Genomic DNA, 17225 nt, shown 5'->3' on the forward strand with positions numbered 1-17225 from the left:
CTGGCAAACTTCCATTTCCATACTGAATTTTGAACTGAGAATGATAGCTTCGGTAGGGTTGTGGCATGGTGATGATTTTATGACAGCAGTCATTGTGACAAAGCGTTATCCTATATGTCACAGATTAGTACATTACAGATTCTGATGCCATACCGTTTCGTTCACGCCCTGTTGTTATTGTTGACAGTCCTGGTGTTTTTCAGGGATGTGCGTGCCCAGTCGACCGACGGGGCGGCCTCCCGCCAAAACTACCCGGTCACCGTCCAGGCTAGGCGCCCCCGACATTCATTGTCTCTCAGCCCAATCAGCGTCTGTCATCCAGGCGCTGGTGACGTATACACCAGTGCGAAAGCTTTCAACATGAACCTAGGTCCAATTGTTCTCGCAAGTCTGAGTTAAGTGCTTTAAATGGATTAAAGCAATTTGATGGTATTGAATTAAATGTCAAATAATTTTAACAATGAACAAAAAGCTTATGCGTCATTTTATTGCTCAGTTTTTTGTCTTTTCGCGATGACCAGGAGGCAGTTAAAATTAACTTCTGAGAATTGGTGGTTATTGATATTTCCTCCGATTCCGAAGCTGACACGAAATCAGGCGTTATAAAATTACTTCAGCTTCAAATATATTCATCGGGTGAAGACAGGGAAATGGAGCCTATGTTTAACTGTGAAGATCGTTAAGTTTTTTGTTTAATTTTTTCTACTTCATCCTGCCAATCTGCTCCTGAAACCTCGTCAAATCATCCTTGGCAGTTTTGGCTGTTTCCAGTGCTTTAACGGCATTTTTTATCGCTTCTGGCCTTTTGTCCATTTTCCAGTATGCTTCCGCCAGTTCATAATAGAGGCCTGCCATGACTTTGCTATTGACTTCCGTTGGTTTGGCCAGACGTAAACCTTCGTTAGCCCAAATTGGAACCTCTGATAAATAAGAAATGTCAGTGGCTTTCTCGTTGAAATATTTCATCAGGTAAGCATAATCAGCAAGCCCCAGCGACGTTGCCTGTTTCCGATATTCATTAAATCTTAGTACGGCCGCTTTGGTATTTTTCTCTCGGAGGTAAGCGTCCAGTTCTTTGAGCAGCAAACGGGCAGATGCTTCTGTTTCTGTCACGCCGAGCTTAACCATATTTTTTCGCATATCCATGATCCTGGCGGCCGGATATGCATCACCTTTGGGACCATACAAAGAATGAAAAAGGATGGCTTCACCAGCTTCCTTCACATCCTTTGCAGGATATTTCGACTTAAACACATCCAGATGGGTGAAGAAATAAGCCGACAGCGGGTTGTCAACATCGTTAATTAGACGCTGCAAAATATAAAATCCGGCCTGGCTGGTAATATCCTGTGGGCTGGTCAGGAGTTTACCCAGCGTGTCGTTGATTTCTGAAAGTGTTGTCTGATCTTTAATCGTTTTACAATATTTCCCATAATTTATCAGAAACATAAGATCACGGTCTCCACTTTTGAACCGGGTTGCATAACTGCCTGTGCGCTGCATGGGATCAAGCGCTGCACGTCCTGCTGACAACACTTCTTCGATAAATTCCGAACGTGTTTTTCGTTCTGCCGGTGTTGCAATATGAATAAGATCGCCTTTAAGATCAAAGAAAAACATGATTGGGAATTCCGGATAGGTAATACCCTTGCTTTTTTGAATAGCGGCTGACTCTTTGGAGTTGGCCTCAGTTTTCCAGCTTATAAAATTGGCATTGAAGAAATCGCCAACACTCTTTTCAGTTAACACGGGAGCAAGAGCCTCGCAGTGTGGACAGCCATTCAAATAGACTTCAACAAAAATTGGCTTTTCTGACGCTTTGGCTTTTGCCAAAACGGTATTGAAATCTCCTGATACGAAATTGATACCTTGTTCTGAAATTTTTCGTGGTTGTGCGAGAAGAATTGCAGATTTAAAACATGCAGAAATAAAAATAAAATAAAAAACCAGGGTTCGTTTTGGAAATAGCATGAAATTAATGTGTGTAGCGTGACTGTTAAACCGCCGGCAAAAATAAGCAATTTTGTATTAATTGAAATAAATAGGCCTGATTCTGACTTGGTCGAAAACGTCGGTTTTTAATTAAAAAAGTAGTAGTTTCATAGCCTCTGTTTTAGAGGCGACAGAACCTTGATGATGAAGTTGTTCAAACTTTTTTAGCGTTTTTTCTTCTTAAAAATGATGCGGTAAATGCCATCCATTATAAAGTTTGGGAAAGAAACGTAGAAATGGTTGTTCAATTAGCATCGCTGTGAGCAAAACCTACATAGGTAGCTGTGCCCGGTACCAACGCTCAGCTGAACTATAAATTTGTTTAAGTCGAAATATATTTAACAATCTTTATGCTCAACTTAACGTGAAAATTCAACAATTCAACGGTATTGCATTTTCTAACCATCTCCGCAACAATTAGCTTTACAACAAAACTAAGTTGTATTTCGAATGGAATATCGTGTTTTCCGATATCGTTACGAAATCAAGATCTATTTTATTGGTTATAAAGATGTTACCTTTTATAATATCGTAGTTACTTCTCGTAAAGCTGTAATTTTGGATATTTTAATGAAAGAAGATTTAAGAATGCTCAATGAAGTTGTTGTAAAAGCTTCTAATAAAGCAAATGCTTTGAATCACCTTGCCAATATCAGTGCCAGAAGTTTTTCAATGGAAGAAGTAAATCGCTACACACCTAAAAACCAAAATCATGATTCACAAACCGCTTGTCTTCGTAGTCGTTGCATCCCTGTTATTTGCATGTAATAATGATAGCGACACAGCAGCTCCAGAAAACGCTGACACAGTAATAAAAGTAGATGGCACCAAATTTCTATCCGCCGGTCTTGCCGAACCGGTCAGTATTGTTTCCAAAACCCTTTCCACAGGAGAAACGGTGGATTGCTATAAAATTGTGACCAAAAGCACTCCGCCCGACCATACAATGGGGCCCTGGTGTCCGTCTAATGTTACAGACGACGCCACAAAAGGTGGTATTTGGCTGGAAGGTGGCAATGTTTATGACGTAGATGGGGCTTTTATCAAAAATCTAGCCACATTTTACAAAAATACGTCTTGGCAAATGTATAATACGTCTACGGGGGCAATTACTAAAACCCTGACACAAGCGGACTGCCAGGCGGCTGCCAACCCAAATGTGGGTGCAGAATACAAAAATTATTGTGTTGAGTGTCTGCCTTCGTATGTATCTTCACTTACAAAAACTATTTATATTCCTGTTACGCCTGTAAAACTGACTTCGCCGGTTAGCTTTGGTGCAGGGCCGATGGCGGCAGGCCCGTCGATCAGAGGAATTGCCTTTAATGGGGTTGTTTTTGATGCTCCCGCACCAGTAAGTGCTATTTTAGGTGCATATACCTTAGCTCCTTTTGACGATGCAGGCGGACACATCAACATTGGTGCAGGTTATCACTACCATGCGGCCACAGGAAAAACGACAAAAATTGATCAGACGGATGGTCATGCTGCCATGATTGGCTACGCTCTTGATGGTTATGCAATTTATGAAAATCTAAGTGTGGCGGGCAAAGAAGATACTGATTTGGACGCAAGCCGTGGGCATTATGATGCGACAAGAGGTTATCATTACCATGTAGCCAAAGCAGGTACAAACAGTTTTATCAATAGTTTGGCAGGTGCTTATGTTAAATAGGAAAAAAATATCTGGTAGTCTATCGGTTATTTTTTTGCTGTTTTGCTTTCGGGCAGCAATGGCACATCAACCCGATTTATCAAGTCTGATGATTTATGAGCAAAACGGGAAATCTGTTTTGCTCATAAAAAGCTCTTTGACTGCATTTGAGGAAGAAATTATCTATCTCTACGGCAAAGATTCCTATAAGACGCCGGAGGAGTTTCAGCTATTGGTAATAAAACACTTTCGAAAACATTGTTCCGTAACTATCAATGGAGAAAGTATAAAATTTGAAGATCCGAAGGTTATCTTGGGACACGAAACCACCGTTGTTGCTGAATTATCAAACCGACCGAAAATAATTAAGTCGCTTGAAATTAAAAATGCCATCTTCAAGGATATGCCAAATAACGTATGTGAAGTAATTCTGACTTTCAATGGTTTGCCACAAAAACAGGTAGTTTTAGGAAAGGCCGTTAGGCACGAAGCAAAACTTCACGTAGAAAACGGGAGTTGGACAATTGAGCAAACACCAGGCAGATTTTTCAGAAGTCCCTCTTTTATTTTTCTATCGATATTTGTAGTTGCTGTGTTATTGGTAATCGCTAAGGGCGTTGGACCATTTGGGTCTTCGGCTTCATTTAAGTATCTATTTTCACAGAAAAGTTAACGATGTTGAAATTTAACTTTTTGTATAAAACCGGAATTGCAATTTTGGTGGCCTCACTCTTCAAAATGCTATTTTTTCGACTATCAGATTTTTTTGAACTTGATTTAATTATCATCCCTTTCATCGTTTTATTCCTTTGGGAAGGAAATATTTATATTGATGGACGATTAGAAAAACGGTACAGCTGGTTGGCGCAACCAGAGCAAAGAATACTTGTTCAATTTGTGCTGAGTCTTATTTTTAGTGCCATAACGCTATTCGTGTCGATGAATTTCCTACACTTTATAAAGTTTGGTGATGTAAGATTATTCAACAGGGCTATTCGTCAGATGTTTGTTCCAGCCATAACGATCACGTTTTTGGGTTTGATTTTGTATATTTCAAAACAGTTTTTCAAAGCTTGGCGGCAAAGTTTGATAGAAGTAGAAAAATACAAAACCGAAAGTGTCAATGCTCAATTACAAAACCTCAAAAATCAGCTTAATCCCCATTTCTTATTTAATAATCTTAGCGTTTTAAGTTCGTTGGTTTATCAAAATCAGGATAAAGCCGTAAATTTTATCAATGAACTTTCAAAAGTCTATCGATATGTTTTAGATAATAAAAATGCCGAATTAGTGAGTTTACAAGAAGAATTTGCGTTTTTAGAACATTATATTTACTTACTAAAAATACGTTTTGATACGAATATTTCATTCATTATCAGGATTACTAAGGAGACTGAAAACTTATATTTACCACCCATGTGTTTGCAAATGTTGGTAGAAAACACTTTTCAACACAATGAAACCTCGCAGGCAAAACCTTTGGAAGTGAATATTTTTACCGACGGCAATCGTTTGTATATAACCAATCCGATTCAGCTACGAAGCGATAAGGTCAAAAGTTCACAAACAGGCTTAATGAATATACAGGTACGTTATTCGTTTTTTACCGATGAAAAAATAGAAATCATCCAAAATGAGGAATTATTTATCGTGGTTCTGCCTTTAATTTCAAGAAAATGAATGTTGTAATTGTAGAAGATGAAAAATTGTCAGCGGAACATTTGACTTTACTTTTGAAAAAAATTGATTCGGGCATTGCAGTTATAAAATATACCGATACCGTAAAAGCGACCATTGACGCCGTTGAGGATGGTTTACAAGCCGACTTGATTTTCCTGGACATTCACCTGGCTGACGGCAATAGTTTTGATATTTTCAAAAAAATTCAAACGGATATCCCCATTATTTTCACTACCGCTTTCGATAATTACGCCATTCAAGCCTTCAAACAAAACAGTATTGATTATCTATTGAAACCCATTGCTTTGGCAGAATTGAAATTTGCCATTGAAAAATTCAAAAAGCAACAACTGACGGCCAACAAACAACTCATTGAAAATATCACATCGGCTTATAGGCAACTCAATAATCAATACAAAAATCGGTTTTTAGTCAAAACTGGACAAGGCATCGACACTATTTCAACCGAAGAGATTCATCATTTTGAAACCCGGGAAAGTTTATCGTTTTTGGTAACCAACAAGGGCAGCCGCTATGCCGTTGATTACACACTCGACGAACTTGAAAAAATACTGCAACCCAAAGATTTTTTTCGTATCAATCGAAAAACAATACTGCATATAAAATCCATTCAAAAAGTGAATAGCTATTTTAATGGACGCTTTTCTATTGCCACTAAATTACAGCAAGGCGATTCCAATGTTGTAAGCAGGGAACGAGTAAGTGATTTTAAGGCTTGGTTGGATAGTTAGAAAAATTGTAAGCCAGAAATGGACTTACTGGTGGTGCGAATGGTTTCTTGCTTAAAAATCAAGCACTTAACAATTAGTTTTGCAGGTGTTTTTTTGTGAAAAGATAATTACGATTGCGAATTGAAATTATCTTTTCAGCAAATTCTACAATTACCCATCCATCGACGTACAAATTTCGATCAAAAATCCATCAATATCTTTCACGTAAGCTACTGTTTGTCCCCAGGGCTTTGTTTTTGGTTTTTCTACTAAAAGTGCTCCGGCGTTAAGGGAGTTGTTTAAAGTTTTCTCTACATCATCAACGGCAAATCCTATCTCAATCCCAAAGGGTTTGGAAGATAAATTACTTTCAATAAATCCATTGGATAAATTGGAATTTGCCAAAAACTTGGATGCAAAGGATAGGGTGGTTTCACCCGTAACCAGCTCAGCATAGTCTTGTTCCGGGGAAATAAACTTTCGCTGAAAACCGAAAGCTTTCTCGTAAAATGTAATCGATGCTGTCACATCTGTGACGTACAAAATGGTATATGCAAATTTAATCATAATGAGGGAGTTTTGTAAGGTGTGAAATGATAAACTGTTTCACAAATGTAAGACCTTGTTGTATTCTGATGTTTGGAAAAATCCGACAAAATTAAATCTCCGAGGGCGTGTTTCCTGCGTATTTCTTGAATTCGTTGCCCAGATGTGCGTGGTCGAAGTATCCGCAATCAAGAGCAATATCCAGCAGGTTACGATCTTTGGATTTGTATTTTATTAAGGAGAGGGCGTGCCGGAAACGAACGATACCAGAGAATTGCTTTGGGCTGATGCCGATAAATTGCTTGAATACTCGTTCGAGCTGACGTGGAGTAACGCAGTGTTTTTGTGCAATTGCTGTGACAGATTCCCGGCCGTTTTTTTTCTCAATACTCGCAATTATTTTCAGCAATGCAGGGTTTGGATCGGACAATTTATTTAAAAAGAAACGATCCAGGTAATGGACGTGATCGTCAAGATGGTTTCCAATTTCTGGTGCCAGTTTCTTTTCAAATTCAATAGTCTGATCCGTAATTTCGTGAAGCGAGGCATATTTATAAAAAAATGAAAAACCTGCTGGCTTAAAACGGATGCCAATCAGGCTCGTACCAGGTCGAAGGATTGAGTCCTTAAACTTCGTCATAGTCCCAACCAGGTACGCTGTTTCATTTTTCATGCAAAACTTTCCATCCGTGCTAAGAAAGTCATCACCTACATTCAAAATAATATCTACACAGCCATCCGGTAAAATCTTTCCAGTTTTCAGCTCCTCGTTAGCACCCGTTACTTTCCAATAGGCATCGATGTATGGTGAGAGCTTAGGGTGCGGTTTAAAATGGATATAACTCATAGGGATGAAAAAAGTCCTGTCTTCATAAATGTTCAAATTAAGTTTTTTTGGTCACAGAATGAAACTTGGATACATTGTCCGGATAGAAAATGTAAGAAATCATTTATCTCAAAACACCTACAAACCTTTTTATTGGAATTGAAGCTGACTTTTATAAATTGGCATTTTAACAATGTATAGTTTTCCATGAAAATCAGATACAGAAGTTTCGGCTTACTTTTTATTCTCTCAGCGGTAAGTATCCTGGCAGCGGGGCAAGATGTGCTCCGATTTGTCAAACCGGAAATTGGTACGGCCCATAGTCGCTGGTTTTTTTACACACCGGCCGCATTACCTTATGGAATGGCAAAACTCGCACCCTCTACCAATGGCCATCACGGAAACCCATCGGGATGGGAAGCGGTAGGATACGACACCCGGCATCAATCCATTGAAGGTTTTGTTAATTTTCATGAATGGCAAATCGGCGGTGTGAGTTTTATGCCTACCACAGGGAAAACTAAAATCCAGCCTGGCGATCTTGAAGGAGACTCTACTGGTTACCGATCAAAGTTTAATCGTATAAATCAAATAGCAGAACCTGGATATTACAAAGTTTTACTGGATGACTACCGTATCACGGCCGAGCTGACTGCAACAAGGCGAGTAGGTTTTCACCGATACACCTTTCCGGAAAATAAAGAATCACATATTGTTTTGGATATCGGCAATAAGCAGGGTGAAAGCGGCGAAGTCGTTGATGCCAACATAAGAATGATTGATGAAAAACATTTCGAAGGTTATGTGGTAACATACCCAAAATATGTTCAGCAATATGATCCTCAGGGTAAAATTTCGATGTACTTTTTCGGAGAACTAAGCAAAAAACCTGAGAATATTACTGCTTTTACCGGATCGGAAATTAAGAATAATACTTCATCGGCGCAGGGAAAAGGTGCGGGGCTTGTCTTAAATTATGAAACCAAAAACCTGGAACAAATAAATATTAAAGTCGGGCTGTCTTATACTTCGATCGCAAATGCGAAAGAAAATCTTATGACCGAAGCAGCCGCGCTCACTTTTGACAACGCAAAAATGAATGCCCAGAATATCTGGAGGACTGAGCTGGGGAAGATCCGGATAAAAGATGATAACGAGAAAAACAAGACCAAATTTTACACAGGATTATTTCACGCGCTGCTTGGTCGGGGGATAGCAAGTGATGTCAATGGTTCTTATCCTAAACATGCAGGTTTTTCAGGTAAACTTACTGGTTTCGAAAAAAATAGGCGCCCTGAATTTATGAATACGGATGCTATCTGGGGAGCCTTTTGGAATATCACCCAGCTTTGGTCACTGTTTTATCCGGAGTGGTACGGGAACTATGTCAGTACTCAATTGCAATTGTTCAAAGATAAAGGTTGGCTTGGCGACGGTATCGCAAATAGTGAATATGTTTCTGGTGTAGGGACTAATTTTGTCGGCCTGGCCATTGTTGGCGCATATAATTCGGGCATCAGGAATTATGACGTTAAATTGGCATACGAGGCGGTGAAATCCAATGAACTTAATTGGGAAAACAGAGTGGAAGGTTCGGGAAAACTGGATACTAAAGTATTTACTGAACGTGGATTTGTGCCCTTTCTGAGCACAGAAAAAACGGATTCAACGGGTTCTCAATATTCAGCTTCTCATACGCTGGAGTATAGTTTCAGTGCTTTTGCGGCCGCTCAAATGGCAAAAGCCATGGGTAATAAGAAGGATTACGAGCGTTTAATAAAGTATTCAAATGGTTGGAAAGGTATTTTTAATCCAGTAAATAAACTGATACAACCGAAAGGAATAGACGGGTTATTCATTGATAAATTTGATCCTTACCAGCCCTGGCGTGGTTTCCAGGAAGGAAATGCCATACAATATACTTTTTATGTTCCTCAAAATCCAGCCGGTCTGATCAACGCAATTGGCAAGGAAACTTTTAATAACAGGCTCGACAGTATTTTTACCGCATCTGAACTGACCGGGTTTGGCGGAGGAAAAGTGATCGACTCTTTTGCAGGAATAAAATCAATCTATAACCATGGAAATCAACCCTGTCTGCACATAAGCTGGTTATTCAATTTTTCAGGAAAACCGTGGCTAACTCAGAAATGGACGCGTGCGATTTGTAATGAATTTTATGGAACCGAACCAATTCATGGCTATGGATACGGTCAGGATGAAGACCAGGGGCAGTTGGGTTCCTGGTATGTGCTTGCATCGTTAGGTCTGTTTGACGTCAAAGGATTTACGGATGCAAGGCCGATTATTGAATTCGGAAGTCCGTTATTTTCAGAATCTCTGATTCGTTTGGGAAATAACAAAGAGTTGAAGATTGAGGCGGTGAACAGTTCCACAGAAAACATTTATATACAGTCAGCAGAGTATAACGGAAAAAAACTGGATAATTGCTGGCTATACCGTGATGAGCTAATGACAGGGGGAACGCTGCGTTTTAAAATGGGAAGCCAGCCAAATAAATCCTGGGGTGTGCGAGTCCCACCTCCTTCGGTACAATAATATTTTAAATATTTGATAATTAATAAGGGGAGAAGATGGCTGGAACTGATGTTTTAGCTTTTTCGCTGCGTTAATTTTAGTATTTTAATTTTCCTGGATTTGCCCCGTTTTAAAAGCCTATTTGTCCTATTGAGACCACGCTGACGCTTCTCTGAGTGCAATGACTCCGACGGTACCTTGCTGAATTGACAATTAACGAGGCCATAAAACTCGGTTTGACTGGATCACCCAAATGGATGAAGAATTCAATTCAAAATCTAATTATATATTCTGATATTACATCAAAGTCGAAAATTCCACTAGAAAAAAAATATTAGCCAGACATAATGAAAAACTTAACTTTACTGACACTGATAACACTATGTTCGTGTTTCAGGGAACCGTTTTGCAATGAACATGATTCAGATGAAATGATTGGAGTAACCAAAATTTTGGACGAACAATACATTGCCTATCTCAAGAGTGATGGGGATATGGGGCGCAATGGCATCAAAATTTCCACCCAAAGCGAATACCAACGGCTATTTTCGTATTGTTGTGGTGATACGCTTGAAGAAATAGATTTTACCAAATTCGATATTCTGGGTTTAACAACCATTAACGATGGCCGAAATAGCACCTATCTGCTTGAAGTTGAAACAGATGATTTCAAGAAAAAAGTAACTTACAGCGTAACAGAGCGTTTCTGCAAAAAATCCTCACCCTTTGATGGAAGAAGTAATCTGGTTGTTGTACCCAAAATTCCTGCCAATTACACGGTTAGTTATCTAAGAAAATAGATTCAGACTTAAGTTGTTTTAAATTCTAACCTGCAATTTGAAAATATACAACATCGTGTATATATTTGTGTAATCAGTTACGTAAATGTATACACAATGGAATTTTTTGAACAAATTGGCAAAGTTGCACTGGGTAGCCGTCTTCGGAGATTGACCGAAAAAATTACAGAAGATTCAGCGCAGATTTACCGTCTTTATGATGTGGAAATGCAGCCAAAATGGTTTCCGGTTTTTTATGCGCTCTCCAAAGGCGAAGAAAAAACGATCACGGCTATTGCCCGGGAAATTGGTCATTCGCATCCTTCTGTTAGCAAAATTATCAATGAAATGTCAAAATCGGGATTCGTTATTGAAAAGCGTGATGATACTGACGGGCGCAGAAATGTAGTATCGTTGTCTGAAAAGGGAATGAAAGTAACTGAAAAAATTGAGGATTTATATCTTGACGTTGCCAGTGGAATTGATGATGTTTCTTCGCAGGCAAGCCATGATCTATGGAAAGCGATAGGTGAGTGGGAGTTTCTTTTGGAACAAAAAACGTTACTTCGTCGCGTACAGGAACAGAAAAAATTACGTGAAAGCGCCAAGGTGGAAATCGTAGATTATGTACCGGAATATCAAAAAACATTCAGAGCACTGAACGTGGAATGGATTTCCACCTACTTTAAAATGGAAGAAAATGATTACAAGTCATTGGATAATCCGGATGGGTATATTTTAAGTAAAGGAGGACATATTCTGGTTGCGCTTTACAACGGTGAACCTGTCGGCGTTTGTGCATTGATCAAAATGGATGATCCTGAATATGAATTTGAACTGGCAAAAATGGCTGTTTCTCCAAAGGCACAAGGGAAAAATGTTGGCTGGCTACTGGCACAGGCGATGATTAAAAAAGCAGAAGAATTAGGTGCGAAGAAAATTTATCTGGAAAGTAATACGATACTGAAACCTGCGATCAATTTGTATCACAAACTTGGTTTTCAAAAAGTTGCAGGTCGCCCGACGCCGTACGAACGTGCAAATATCCAGATGGAATTGATCATAAAATAGATATTACAAAACCTTGATCCCAACCTCCTTAAATGGTCTTAATCTTACATTTTGGGCATCCGTTTCCGTGATCACATAATCCAGCGACTGGATCGGACACACGCGGTATGACTCAAACGTTTCCAGTTTGTCGAAGGTACTGAGCGCGATGGATACAGCGGATTTCCGCAGCATGGCCTGTTTCAATTCTGCCTCTTCCATATAGCTGGACGTGACGCCTTTAACCATATCCAATGCGCAAACGCCCATAAAATAAAGATCCGCCTGGAAATTTTCGACCATTTTGATTGCTTGGTAACCGACAATGGTTTCTGATTGTTTTAAGTATTTCCCGCCCAGAACGATTAAATCCACGGATGGATAAGCGGAAAGTGCAGGTATTATGGCTGTATTGTTGGTGATCACGGTAAGTTTGATATCGGTCGAGAGCAGAGACACCAGCGTGTACACGGAAGTTCCGCCGTCCAGAAAAATGGTTTGCCCGGATTTGATTAAAGTTTGCGCTTTAAAAGCGATCAATTCTTTATCATCGCTCAGCTGTCCGATCCGATCTTTAAAAGAAAGCGGATTATGCGATCTTGGAATTGCTCCGCCGCGGATTTTCAGTAGAAGTCCATTGTTTGCCAGGGCATCGATATCGCGTCGGATTGTATCTTCGGAAACGTGCAAGTCACTGCTTAATTCGCTGAATGCAACCTCGCTATTATCGTGAAGTTTTTCAAGAATATAATTAAACCGTTTTTCTCTGACCATATTAAAGAAAGTTTTTTGCAAAAATATGCAAATTTGCATATTTTTGCAAAAAACTACTTACGTTATAATGGAAAACGTTGTGATCACAGACGCAGGAAAAACCAGCGCCGCAAGAAGGGCAAGTTTATTGATATTTTTAGTGTGTGGAATCGGGCTTTCAAGCTGGGCTCCTATGGTGCCATTTGCCAAGGTAAATCTCGGTTTGGACGATGCCGCGCTCGGACTCGTACTTCTTTCGCTCGGTGCGGGTGCTATCCTGACCATGCCTTTTACCGGTTTTTTCATTAATAAATTTGGGAGCAGACGAGTGATGCTTGTCGCGGCAATTGTTATTGCCATTACGCTTCCACTGCTCTTGTTAACTTCTACTGCTCCTCAACTTGCGGTTGCATTATTCGTATTTGGTGCTTCCATTGGCTCTATTGACGTTGCCATGAATTCGCATGCAGTGCTCGTTCAGGACAGGTATGGCCGACACATTATGTCGTCTTTCCACGGAATGTTTAGTCTCGGCGGTTTGCTCGGTTCCATTGGACTTGGTTTTTTAATCAAAATGGGATTATCTCCTTCCATCGCTGCGGGAAGTATTTCCGCTTTACTCGTCTTAATCGCAGTAAGCCAATACAAAAACCTTTTCCCAAAATCAGAAGAAAAAAGTGTAGATTCCTTTACGTTCAGTTTGCCGAGAGGCCCGGTTTTAGCTCTGGGCTTGATGTGTTTTGTATTCTTTCTCGCAGAAGGAGCGTTGTTAGATTGGAGCGCAGTTTTTTTGCAGTTCAACAGAAATTTTGAGCCTTCTATGGCTGGGTTGGGATACGCTGTTTTTTCCGTTGCTATGGCGGTAATGCGTCTCACGGGTGACAAGATTGTCCATAAAATCGGTTCTTCAAAGGTTGTGTTAATTGGTGCGCTGGTTTCGGCTGCCGGATATATGCTCGCTGTGATGGTTCCCTGGCAAGGCGCCGCACTGATCGGTTTTGCACTTGTCGGTTTGGGAGCGGCCAATGTGGTTCCTGTATTTTTTACAGCTGCCGGAAATATTCCTAATATTCCTGCCTCGGTCTCCTTACCTGCTGTGACAACGCTTGGTTATATGGGGCAGCTCGCCGGGCCTGCGATGATCGGATTTATTGCGGAAGCTTCTTCTCTACCTATTGCGCTTGGTTTTGTAGGTGTCTTATTGTTGATCGTTGCTTTTACTTACAAAGAGAAGAATTAGTTTTTTCGCACGCAGGCCCTTGACTACTCCGTGCATTCAAAATTAACGCTATGTTGTAGAGCATTTTCTTCATATCCTATACCAAATGCCACCTTATTGATTATCACTGCTTGGAATAGTATTTTAATAGATCAGATTAAGACATCTACGTGTTTTATTATTTTATTATTAACTATTAATATTCAGGAAATGAAAGATATCAGATTTATAGCTGGTGGCTTGGCCGGAGCTGTGGCGTTAAATATTTTACATGAAACCGCCAAAAGGCTTGATCCGGAAGCACCGAGAATTGACCTGGTAGGAGAGGAGGCTGTGAGTAAGGTTGTTGAGATGACAGGTGCCGAACCTCCCAAAGGTCAAAATTTATTCGCTGCAACTTTGGGCGCAGATGTTATCAGTAATGCGATGTATTACAGTGCGATCGGTCTGGGAGGCAATAAAGGGATTCTGATGCGCGGAGCCGGTTACGGCCTGGCGGCGGGTATCGGTGCACTATCTCTTACTGAACCACTGGGCCTGGATGACGAGCCGATTACGAAAACCGCTAAAACAAAGGTTTTGACGGTTGCCTGGTATGTTTTTGGAGGACTGGTTACCGCGCTAGCGATCAAGGCATTGAGTAAATAATTTCTTTATTTTCAGATTAGTTAAATGAAGGAATTTAGTCAGCCGGAGTTTTATGCGGGCACGAGCGGCCTTATGTTACCAGTAAAAAATAAACTTTTTTACCCGGAAGCTTTTCAGGATAAAAGTCGGCTGACATACTATGCATCATTGTTCAGAAGCATCGAAATAAATAGTTCTTTTTATAAAATTCCCATGCCCTCCACGGTCAGGAAATGGGCTGACCAGGTTCCTGAGAATTTTCGGTTCACTTTCAAGTTATGGCGTGAAATTACGCATAATAAGGGTCTTCAATTTAAAGTGCAGGATGTAGAACGTTTCATTGACGTAATCAATAATGTTGGGTTGAAAAAGGGCTGTTTGTTAATCCAGTTTCCCCCAAGTTTGAATATTGACATGCGTAGCCAACTAGAAAAACTGATCATTAATATCTCTGAGGCCGATCCGGATAAGCAATGGAAAACGGCTTTTGAATTCAGGCATCGTTCGTGGTATCATGAAGATATTCTCGAAATTCTTGAAGAAAATGGCTTCGGCATTGTTATTCACGACAAACCCGGGTCAGAAACACCATTGATCGAATCTGATGTAAATTTTAAATATCTCCGCTTCCACGGCCCGAATGGGGATTATAAGGGGCATTATCCGGATGGCTTTGTTTATGAATATGCGGAGTTTTCCAGAGACTGGATTCAGGAAGGAAAAGCTGTTTTCGCTTACTTTAACAATACAATGGGAGATGCCATAAAAAATCTTGATATGCTTAATTCGTATGTGGATTTGGATATAAACGGTTTATAAATCAAAGTTTTAATTCCATATCCTGGTTCCGTAAATTATCTTCACTTCCTCGCGGTTATCTATAAATTCCTTAAACTTATTGGCATCGTCAAGTTCAAGTTTCGTGCCATCACAGAAATACTGATGCTGATTAGTGGAGCTGAACACAGAGTTTTGTACTTCAATAATCTGTTCCCCGTTAAAATTATATAAAACGACAGCATTACTTTCCTCGCCACCGTAAAACTCATCAACCTGATTTTTGAGCCATAGGAGCTCCTCAGTTGGTTTTGTTGTACCACAAATCATTGCATTTTCGTCACTTAATCCATCATTTTCGCAACTGACTGTAGAGAATGTGGCAAATGTTAGTGACAAGAATTTCAAGGAATTAAATACACACTTTTTCATAGGATTTCAGCTATATCTTTACTGATAAACAACCACTTTTCGATTCTTGGATTTAGTTAATATAAAATTAAATATTTAAACGAAAGAAAAAAGACTGTTCTTTGACTGTTTCACATATTTTCGAATTGTTTTTTTTTACATAAAGATGAACCTGATTAACTTTTAAATGTATCAGGTTAAAAGATTTGTGACTATTTTCGATTTCAAAAATAAATATTATGAAACTCAATGTTAATGAAAATTTGAAACAAATTAATCCCCCGGTACCTGAAAATGAATTTGAACGACTTATCAGTCTGTCAAATCTAGATCTGGATTATTCTGACCATCAAAATAATTTTAAAGATCTTGTTAAGCTGGCGGCCAAAGTTGCAGGAACAAGTATTTCTCTGGTAAATATGATTGATTCGCTTACGCAATGGACGATATCTAACTATGGAATGGATATCGATCAGATGCTGAGAGAAGACACGGTCTGTCAGTATACGATCATGAGCAATGAGCCGCTCGAAATTGGCGATTTGTCGCTTGACGAACGTTTTCGGGAAAAGGCTTATGTAACTGGTGACCCCAATATCCGGTATTATTATGGGGTACCCTTACAAGTCAGTTCCGGATTGAACATCGGTTCGTTATGTGTTATTGATAGCCAGAAAAAGGTACTGGATCCTGAAAAAATAGAACTGCTGAAAATAATCGCAGATGAAATTGTAGGTCGCCTGAAGACCTTCAGGGTGATGGACAATTTAAAGGCAAAACTTCTGGAAGCCAATAATACCCATAAGAAGGTTGCACACGATATTCGCGGGCCGATTGGCGGGATTATCGGACTTGCCTCGATTATCAAAGATCAGGGGCAAAATAACCATATGGAGGAAGTGTTGGAATTTATCAACCTGATCCAGAAAAGCGGCAATTCTGTGCTTGATCTGGCTGATGAAATTTTAAGTAGCCATAAGCCAGAACCTAAATCAGGAGTTTTAGCTGCAAGTGAGTTCAATTTATCCGTTTTTAAGGATAAACTTTTAAAGTTATACGAACCGCAGGCAAGGAATAAAAAAATTCGTTTTGAGGTTAACACGACACTTGAAACGGAGACGGTACCATTTTCCAAAAACAAACTGCTTCAGATTGCCGGAAACCTCATCTCCAATTCCATGAAGTTTACGCCTGAAAATGGACAAGTGAGTGCCGATCTGGATTTGCATGTTAACCAATTTGATAAAACTTTGGTCATTGCTGTGAAGGACACAGGTATTGGTCTGACCGCAGAAGCAGCAATGGCCATTTTAAACGGTACTTCTGGTACCACGGATGGGACGGAAGGCGAGTCTGGTTATGGATTTGGCCTCGCGCTGGTAAAACATTTAATTGAAAGTCTGAATGGAAATCTTCGCATCAATTCGGAACCTGGACAAGGCGCTACTTTTATGGTAACCTTACCTCAGAAATAAGAGGTCAACGGCTTGATTTGAAACATTTCAACGATTCTGTTTTGTTTCCGGAACAAAGCAGAATCGTCAGATTTAAGATACTAACTTATTTATTGTCAGTTAATAAATTTGATCCGACAATAATAATCTGATATTCGAGTTGTATATGCAGGGACTAAGGAAGTCTC

The 17225-nt window shown here is 39.8% G+C and carries 17 protein-coding genes; 12 read left to right on the forward strand and 5 right to left on the reverse strand.

Annotation, left to right across the window (positions count from 1 at the left end; genetic code table 11):
• Nucleotides 1-702: 702 nt before the first annotated feature.
• Complete coding sequence (locus tag AC1XUO_RS21190; RefSeq protein ID WP_483331773.1) at nucleotides 703-1971, reverse strand: thioredoxin family protein; 1269 nt, start codon at nucleotides 1969-1971, stop codon at nucleotides 703-705.
• A 471-nt stretch (nucleotides 1972-2442) separates the two neighbouring features.
• On the opposite strand from AC1XUO_RS21190, the gene AC1XUO_RS21195 reads away from it, so the two are divergent.
• From AC1XUO_RS21195 to AC1XUO_RS21215, 5 genes are read left to right on the forward strand one after another with little or no spacing between them, the layout of a single operon-like run.
• A complete protein-coding gene (locus AC1XUO_RS21195; protein ID WP_483331774.1) occupies nucleotides 2443-2760 on the forward strand; it encodes a peptidase associated/transthyretin-like domain-containing protein in 318 nt (105 codons plus the stop codon).
• Entirely contained in the window at nucleotides 2705-3667 is a 963-nt protein-coding gene (locus AC1XUO_RS21200; protein WP_483331775.1) for a YHYH protein, read from the forward strand. The genes AC1XUO_RS21195 and AC1XUO_RS21200 overlap by 56 nt, the downstream gene beginning before the upstream one ends.
• Before the next feature lie 58 nt (nucleotides 3668-3725).
• Entirely contained in the window at nucleotides 3726-4319 is a 594-nt protein-coding gene (locus AC1XUO_RS21205; RefSeq protein ID WP_483331776.1) for a hypothetical protein, read from the forward strand.
• Nucleotides 4320-4339: 20 nt separating this feature from the next.
• Nucleotides 4340-5326, forward strand: coding sequence for a sensor histidine kinase (locus AC1XUO_RS21210; protein ID WP_483331777.1), 987 nt, complete (start codon nucleotides 4340-4342; stop codon nucleotides 5324-5326).
• Nucleotides 5323-6078, forward strand: a complete 756-nt coding sequence (locus AC1XUO_RS21215) for a LytR/AlgR family response regulator transcription factor (RefSeq protein WP_483331778.1) — start codon at nucleotides 5323-5325, stop codon at nucleotides 6076-6078. Before AC1XUO_RS21210 ends, AC1XUO_RS21215 begins: the two co-directional genes overlap by 4 nt.
• A 150-nt stretch (nucleotides 6079-6228) precedes the next feature.
• Here AC1XUO_RS21215 and AC1XUO_RS21220 read toward each other — a convergent pair whose 3' ends face one another.
• Entirely contained in the window at nucleotides 6229-6624 is a 396-nt protein-coding gene (locus AC1XUO_RS21220) for a VOC family protein (protein WP_483331779.1), read from the reverse strand.
• Between the two features lie 91 nt (nucleotides 6625-6715).
• Nucleotides 6716-7450, reverse strand: a complete 735-nt coding sequence (locus AC1XUO_RS21225; RefSeq protein WP_483331780.1) for a DUF6597 domain-containing transcriptional factor — start codon at nucleotides 7448-7450, stop codon at nucleotides 6716-6718.
• Nucleotides 7451-7636: 186 nt separating this feature from the next.
• Here AC1XUO_RS21225 and AC1XUO_RS21230 point away from each other — a divergent pair, with 186 nt between their 5' ends.
• The 3 genes from AC1XUO_RS21230 to AC1XUO_RS21240 all read left to right on the forward strand — a co-directional run bounded on the left by AC1XUO_RS21230 (nucleotide 7637) and on the right by AC1XUO_RS21240 (nucleotide 11817).
• Nucleotides 7637-9988 (forward strand): GH92 family glycosyl hydrolase, encoded by a 2352-nt coding sequence (locus tag AC1XUO_RS21230; protein WP_483331781.1) that lies wholly within the window; start codon nucleotides 7637-7639, stop codon nucleotides 9986-9988.
• Nucleotides 9989-10314: 326 nt separating this feature from the next.
• Nucleotides 10315-10767 (forward strand): hypothetical protein, encoded by a 453-nt coding sequence (locus tag AC1XUO_RS21235; protein ID WP_483331782.1) that lies wholly within the window; start codon nucleotides 10315-10317, stop codon nucleotides 10765-10767.
• A gap of 96 nt (nucleotides 10768-10863) precedes the next feature.
• On the forward strand, nucleotides 10864-11817 hold the full coding sequence (locus tag AC1XUO_RS21240; RefSeq protein WP_483331783.1) for a bifunctional helix-turn-helix transcriptional regulator/GNAT family N-acetyltransferase: 954 nt from the start codon (nucleotides 10864-10866) through the stop codon (nucleotides 11815-11817).
• 3 nt (nucleotides 11818-11820) lie between these two features.
• Here the strand turns inward: AC1XUO_RS21240 and AC1XUO_RS21245 are convergent, their stop codons facing one another.
• The gene (locus tag AC1XUO_RS21245; RefSeq protein ID WP_483331784.1) at nucleotides 11821-12570 is read right to left on the reverse strand and encodes a DeoR/GlpR family DNA-binding transcription regulator; all 750 of its coding nucleotides are present in this window, start codon (nucleotides 12568-12570) and stop codon (nucleotides 11821-11823) included.
• A 67-nt stretch (nucleotides 12571-12637) separates the two neighbouring features.
• On the opposite strand from AC1XUO_RS21245, the gene AC1XUO_RS21250 reads away from it, so the two are divergent.
• From AC1XUO_RS21250 to AC1XUO_RS21260, 3 genes are all read left to right on the forward strand, one after another.
• Nucleotides 12638-13789, forward strand: a complete 1152-nt coding sequence (locus AC1XUO_RS21250; protein ID WP_483331785.1) for an MFS transporter — start codon at nucleotides 12638-12640, stop codon at nucleotides 13787-13789.
• A gap of 189 nt (nucleotides 13790-13978) precedes the next feature.
• Nucleotides 13979-14416, forward strand: a complete 438-nt coding sequence (locus AC1XUO_RS21255) for a hypothetical protein (protein WP_483331786.1) — start codon at nucleotides 13979-13981, stop codon at nucleotides 14414-14416.
• 24 nt (nucleotides 14417-14440) lie between these two features.
• Nucleotides 14441-15214, forward strand: coding sequence for a DUF72 domain-containing protein (locus tag AC1XUO_RS21260; protein WP_483331787.1), 774 nt, complete (start codon nucleotides 14441-14443; stop codon nucleotides 15212-15214).
• A 9-nt stretch (nucleotides 15215-15223) separates the two neighbouring features.
• Here AC1XUO_RS21260 and AC1XUO_RS21265 read toward each other — a convergent pair whose 3' ends face one another.
• Entirely contained in the window at nucleotides 15224-15604 is a 381-nt protein-coding gene (locus AC1XUO_RS21265; RefSeq protein ID WP_483331788.1) for a hypothetical protein, read from the reverse strand.
• 218 nt (nucleotides 15605-15822) lie between these two features.
• Between AC1XUO_RS21265 and AC1XUO_RS21270 the strand changes: the two genes are divergently transcribed.
• Nucleotides 15823-17058, forward strand: a complete 1236-nt coding sequence (locus tag AC1XUO_RS21270; RefSeq protein ID WP_483331789.1) for a GAF domain-containing sensor histidine kinase — start codon at nucleotides 15823-15825, stop codon at nucleotides 17056-17058.
• Nucleotides 17059-17225: the final 167 nt, after the last annotated feature.

The organism is Dyadobacter sp. HNCC25DJ186, assembly GCF_056895235.1.

Excerpts from the sequence above, each read along its gene's own strand:
- AC1XUO_RS21250 (WP_483331785.1), top strand. The coding sequence starts at position 12,638 with ATGGAAAACGTTGTGATCACAGACGCAGGAAAAACCAGCGCCGCAAGA.
- AC1XUO_RS21200 (WP_483331775.1), top strand. The coding sequence starts at position 2,705 with ATGATTCACAAACCGCTTGTCTTCGTAGTCGTTGCATCCCTGTTATTT.
- AC1XUO_RS21235 (WP_483331782.1), top strand. The coding sequence starts at position 10,315 with ATGAAAAACTTAACTTTACTGACACTGATAACACTATGTTCGTGTTTC.
- AC1XUO_RS21270 (WP_483331789.1), top strand. The coding sequence starts at position 15,823 with ATGAAACTCAATGTTAATGAAAATTTGAAACAAATTAATCCCCCGGTA.
- AC1XUO_RS21255 (WP_483331786.1), top strand. The coding sequence starts at position 13,979 with ATGAAAGATATCAGATTTATAGCTGGTGGCTTGGCCGGAGCTGTGGCG.
- AC1XUO_RS21195 (WP_483331774.1), top strand. The coding sequence starts at position 2,443 with ATGGAATATCGTGTTTTCCGATATCGTTACGAAATCAAGATCTATTTT.
- AC1XUO_RS21265 (WP_483331788.1), bottom strand. The coding sequence starts at position 15,604 with ATGAAAAAGTGTGTATTTAATTCCTTGAAATTCTTGTCACTAACATTT.
- AC1XUO_RS21205 (WP_483331776.1), top strand. The coding sequence starts at position 3,726 with ATGGCACATCAACCCGATTTATCAAGTCTGATGATTTATGAGCAAAAC.
- AC1XUO_RS21240 (WP_483331783.1), top strand. The coding sequence starts at position 10,864 with ATGGAATTTTTTGAACAAATTGGCAAAGTTGCACTGGGTAGCCGTCTT.
- AC1XUO_RS21190 (WP_483331773.1), bottom strand. The coding sequence starts at position 1,971 with ATGCTATTTCCAAAACGAACCCTGGTTTTTTATTTTATTTTTATTTCT.
- AC1XUO_RS21225 (WP_483331780.1), bottom strand. The coding sequence starts at position 7,450 with ATGAGTTATATCCATTTTAAACCGCACCCTAAGCTCTCACCATACATC.
- AC1XUO_RS21260 (WP_483331787.1), top strand. The coding sequence starts at position 14,441 with ATGAAGGAATTTAGTCAGCCGGAGTTTTATGCGGGCACGAGCGGCCTT.
- AC1XUO_RS21220 (WP_483331779.1), bottom strand. The coding sequence starts at position 6,624 with ATGATTAAATTTGCATATACCATTTTGTACGTCACAGATGTGACAGCA.
- AC1XUO_RS21230 (WP_483331781.1), top strand. The coding sequence starts at position 7,637 with ATGAAAATCAGATACAGAAGTTTCGGCTTACTTTTTATTCTCTCAGCG.
- AC1XUO_RS21245 (WP_483331784.1), bottom strand. The coding sequence starts at position 12,570 with ATGGTCAGAGAAAAACGGTTTAATTATATTCTTGAAAAACTTCACGAT.
- AC1XUO_RS21215 (WP_483331778.1), top strand. The coding sequence starts at position 5,323 with ATGAATGTTGTAATTGTAGAAGATGAAAAATTGTCAGCGGAACATTTG.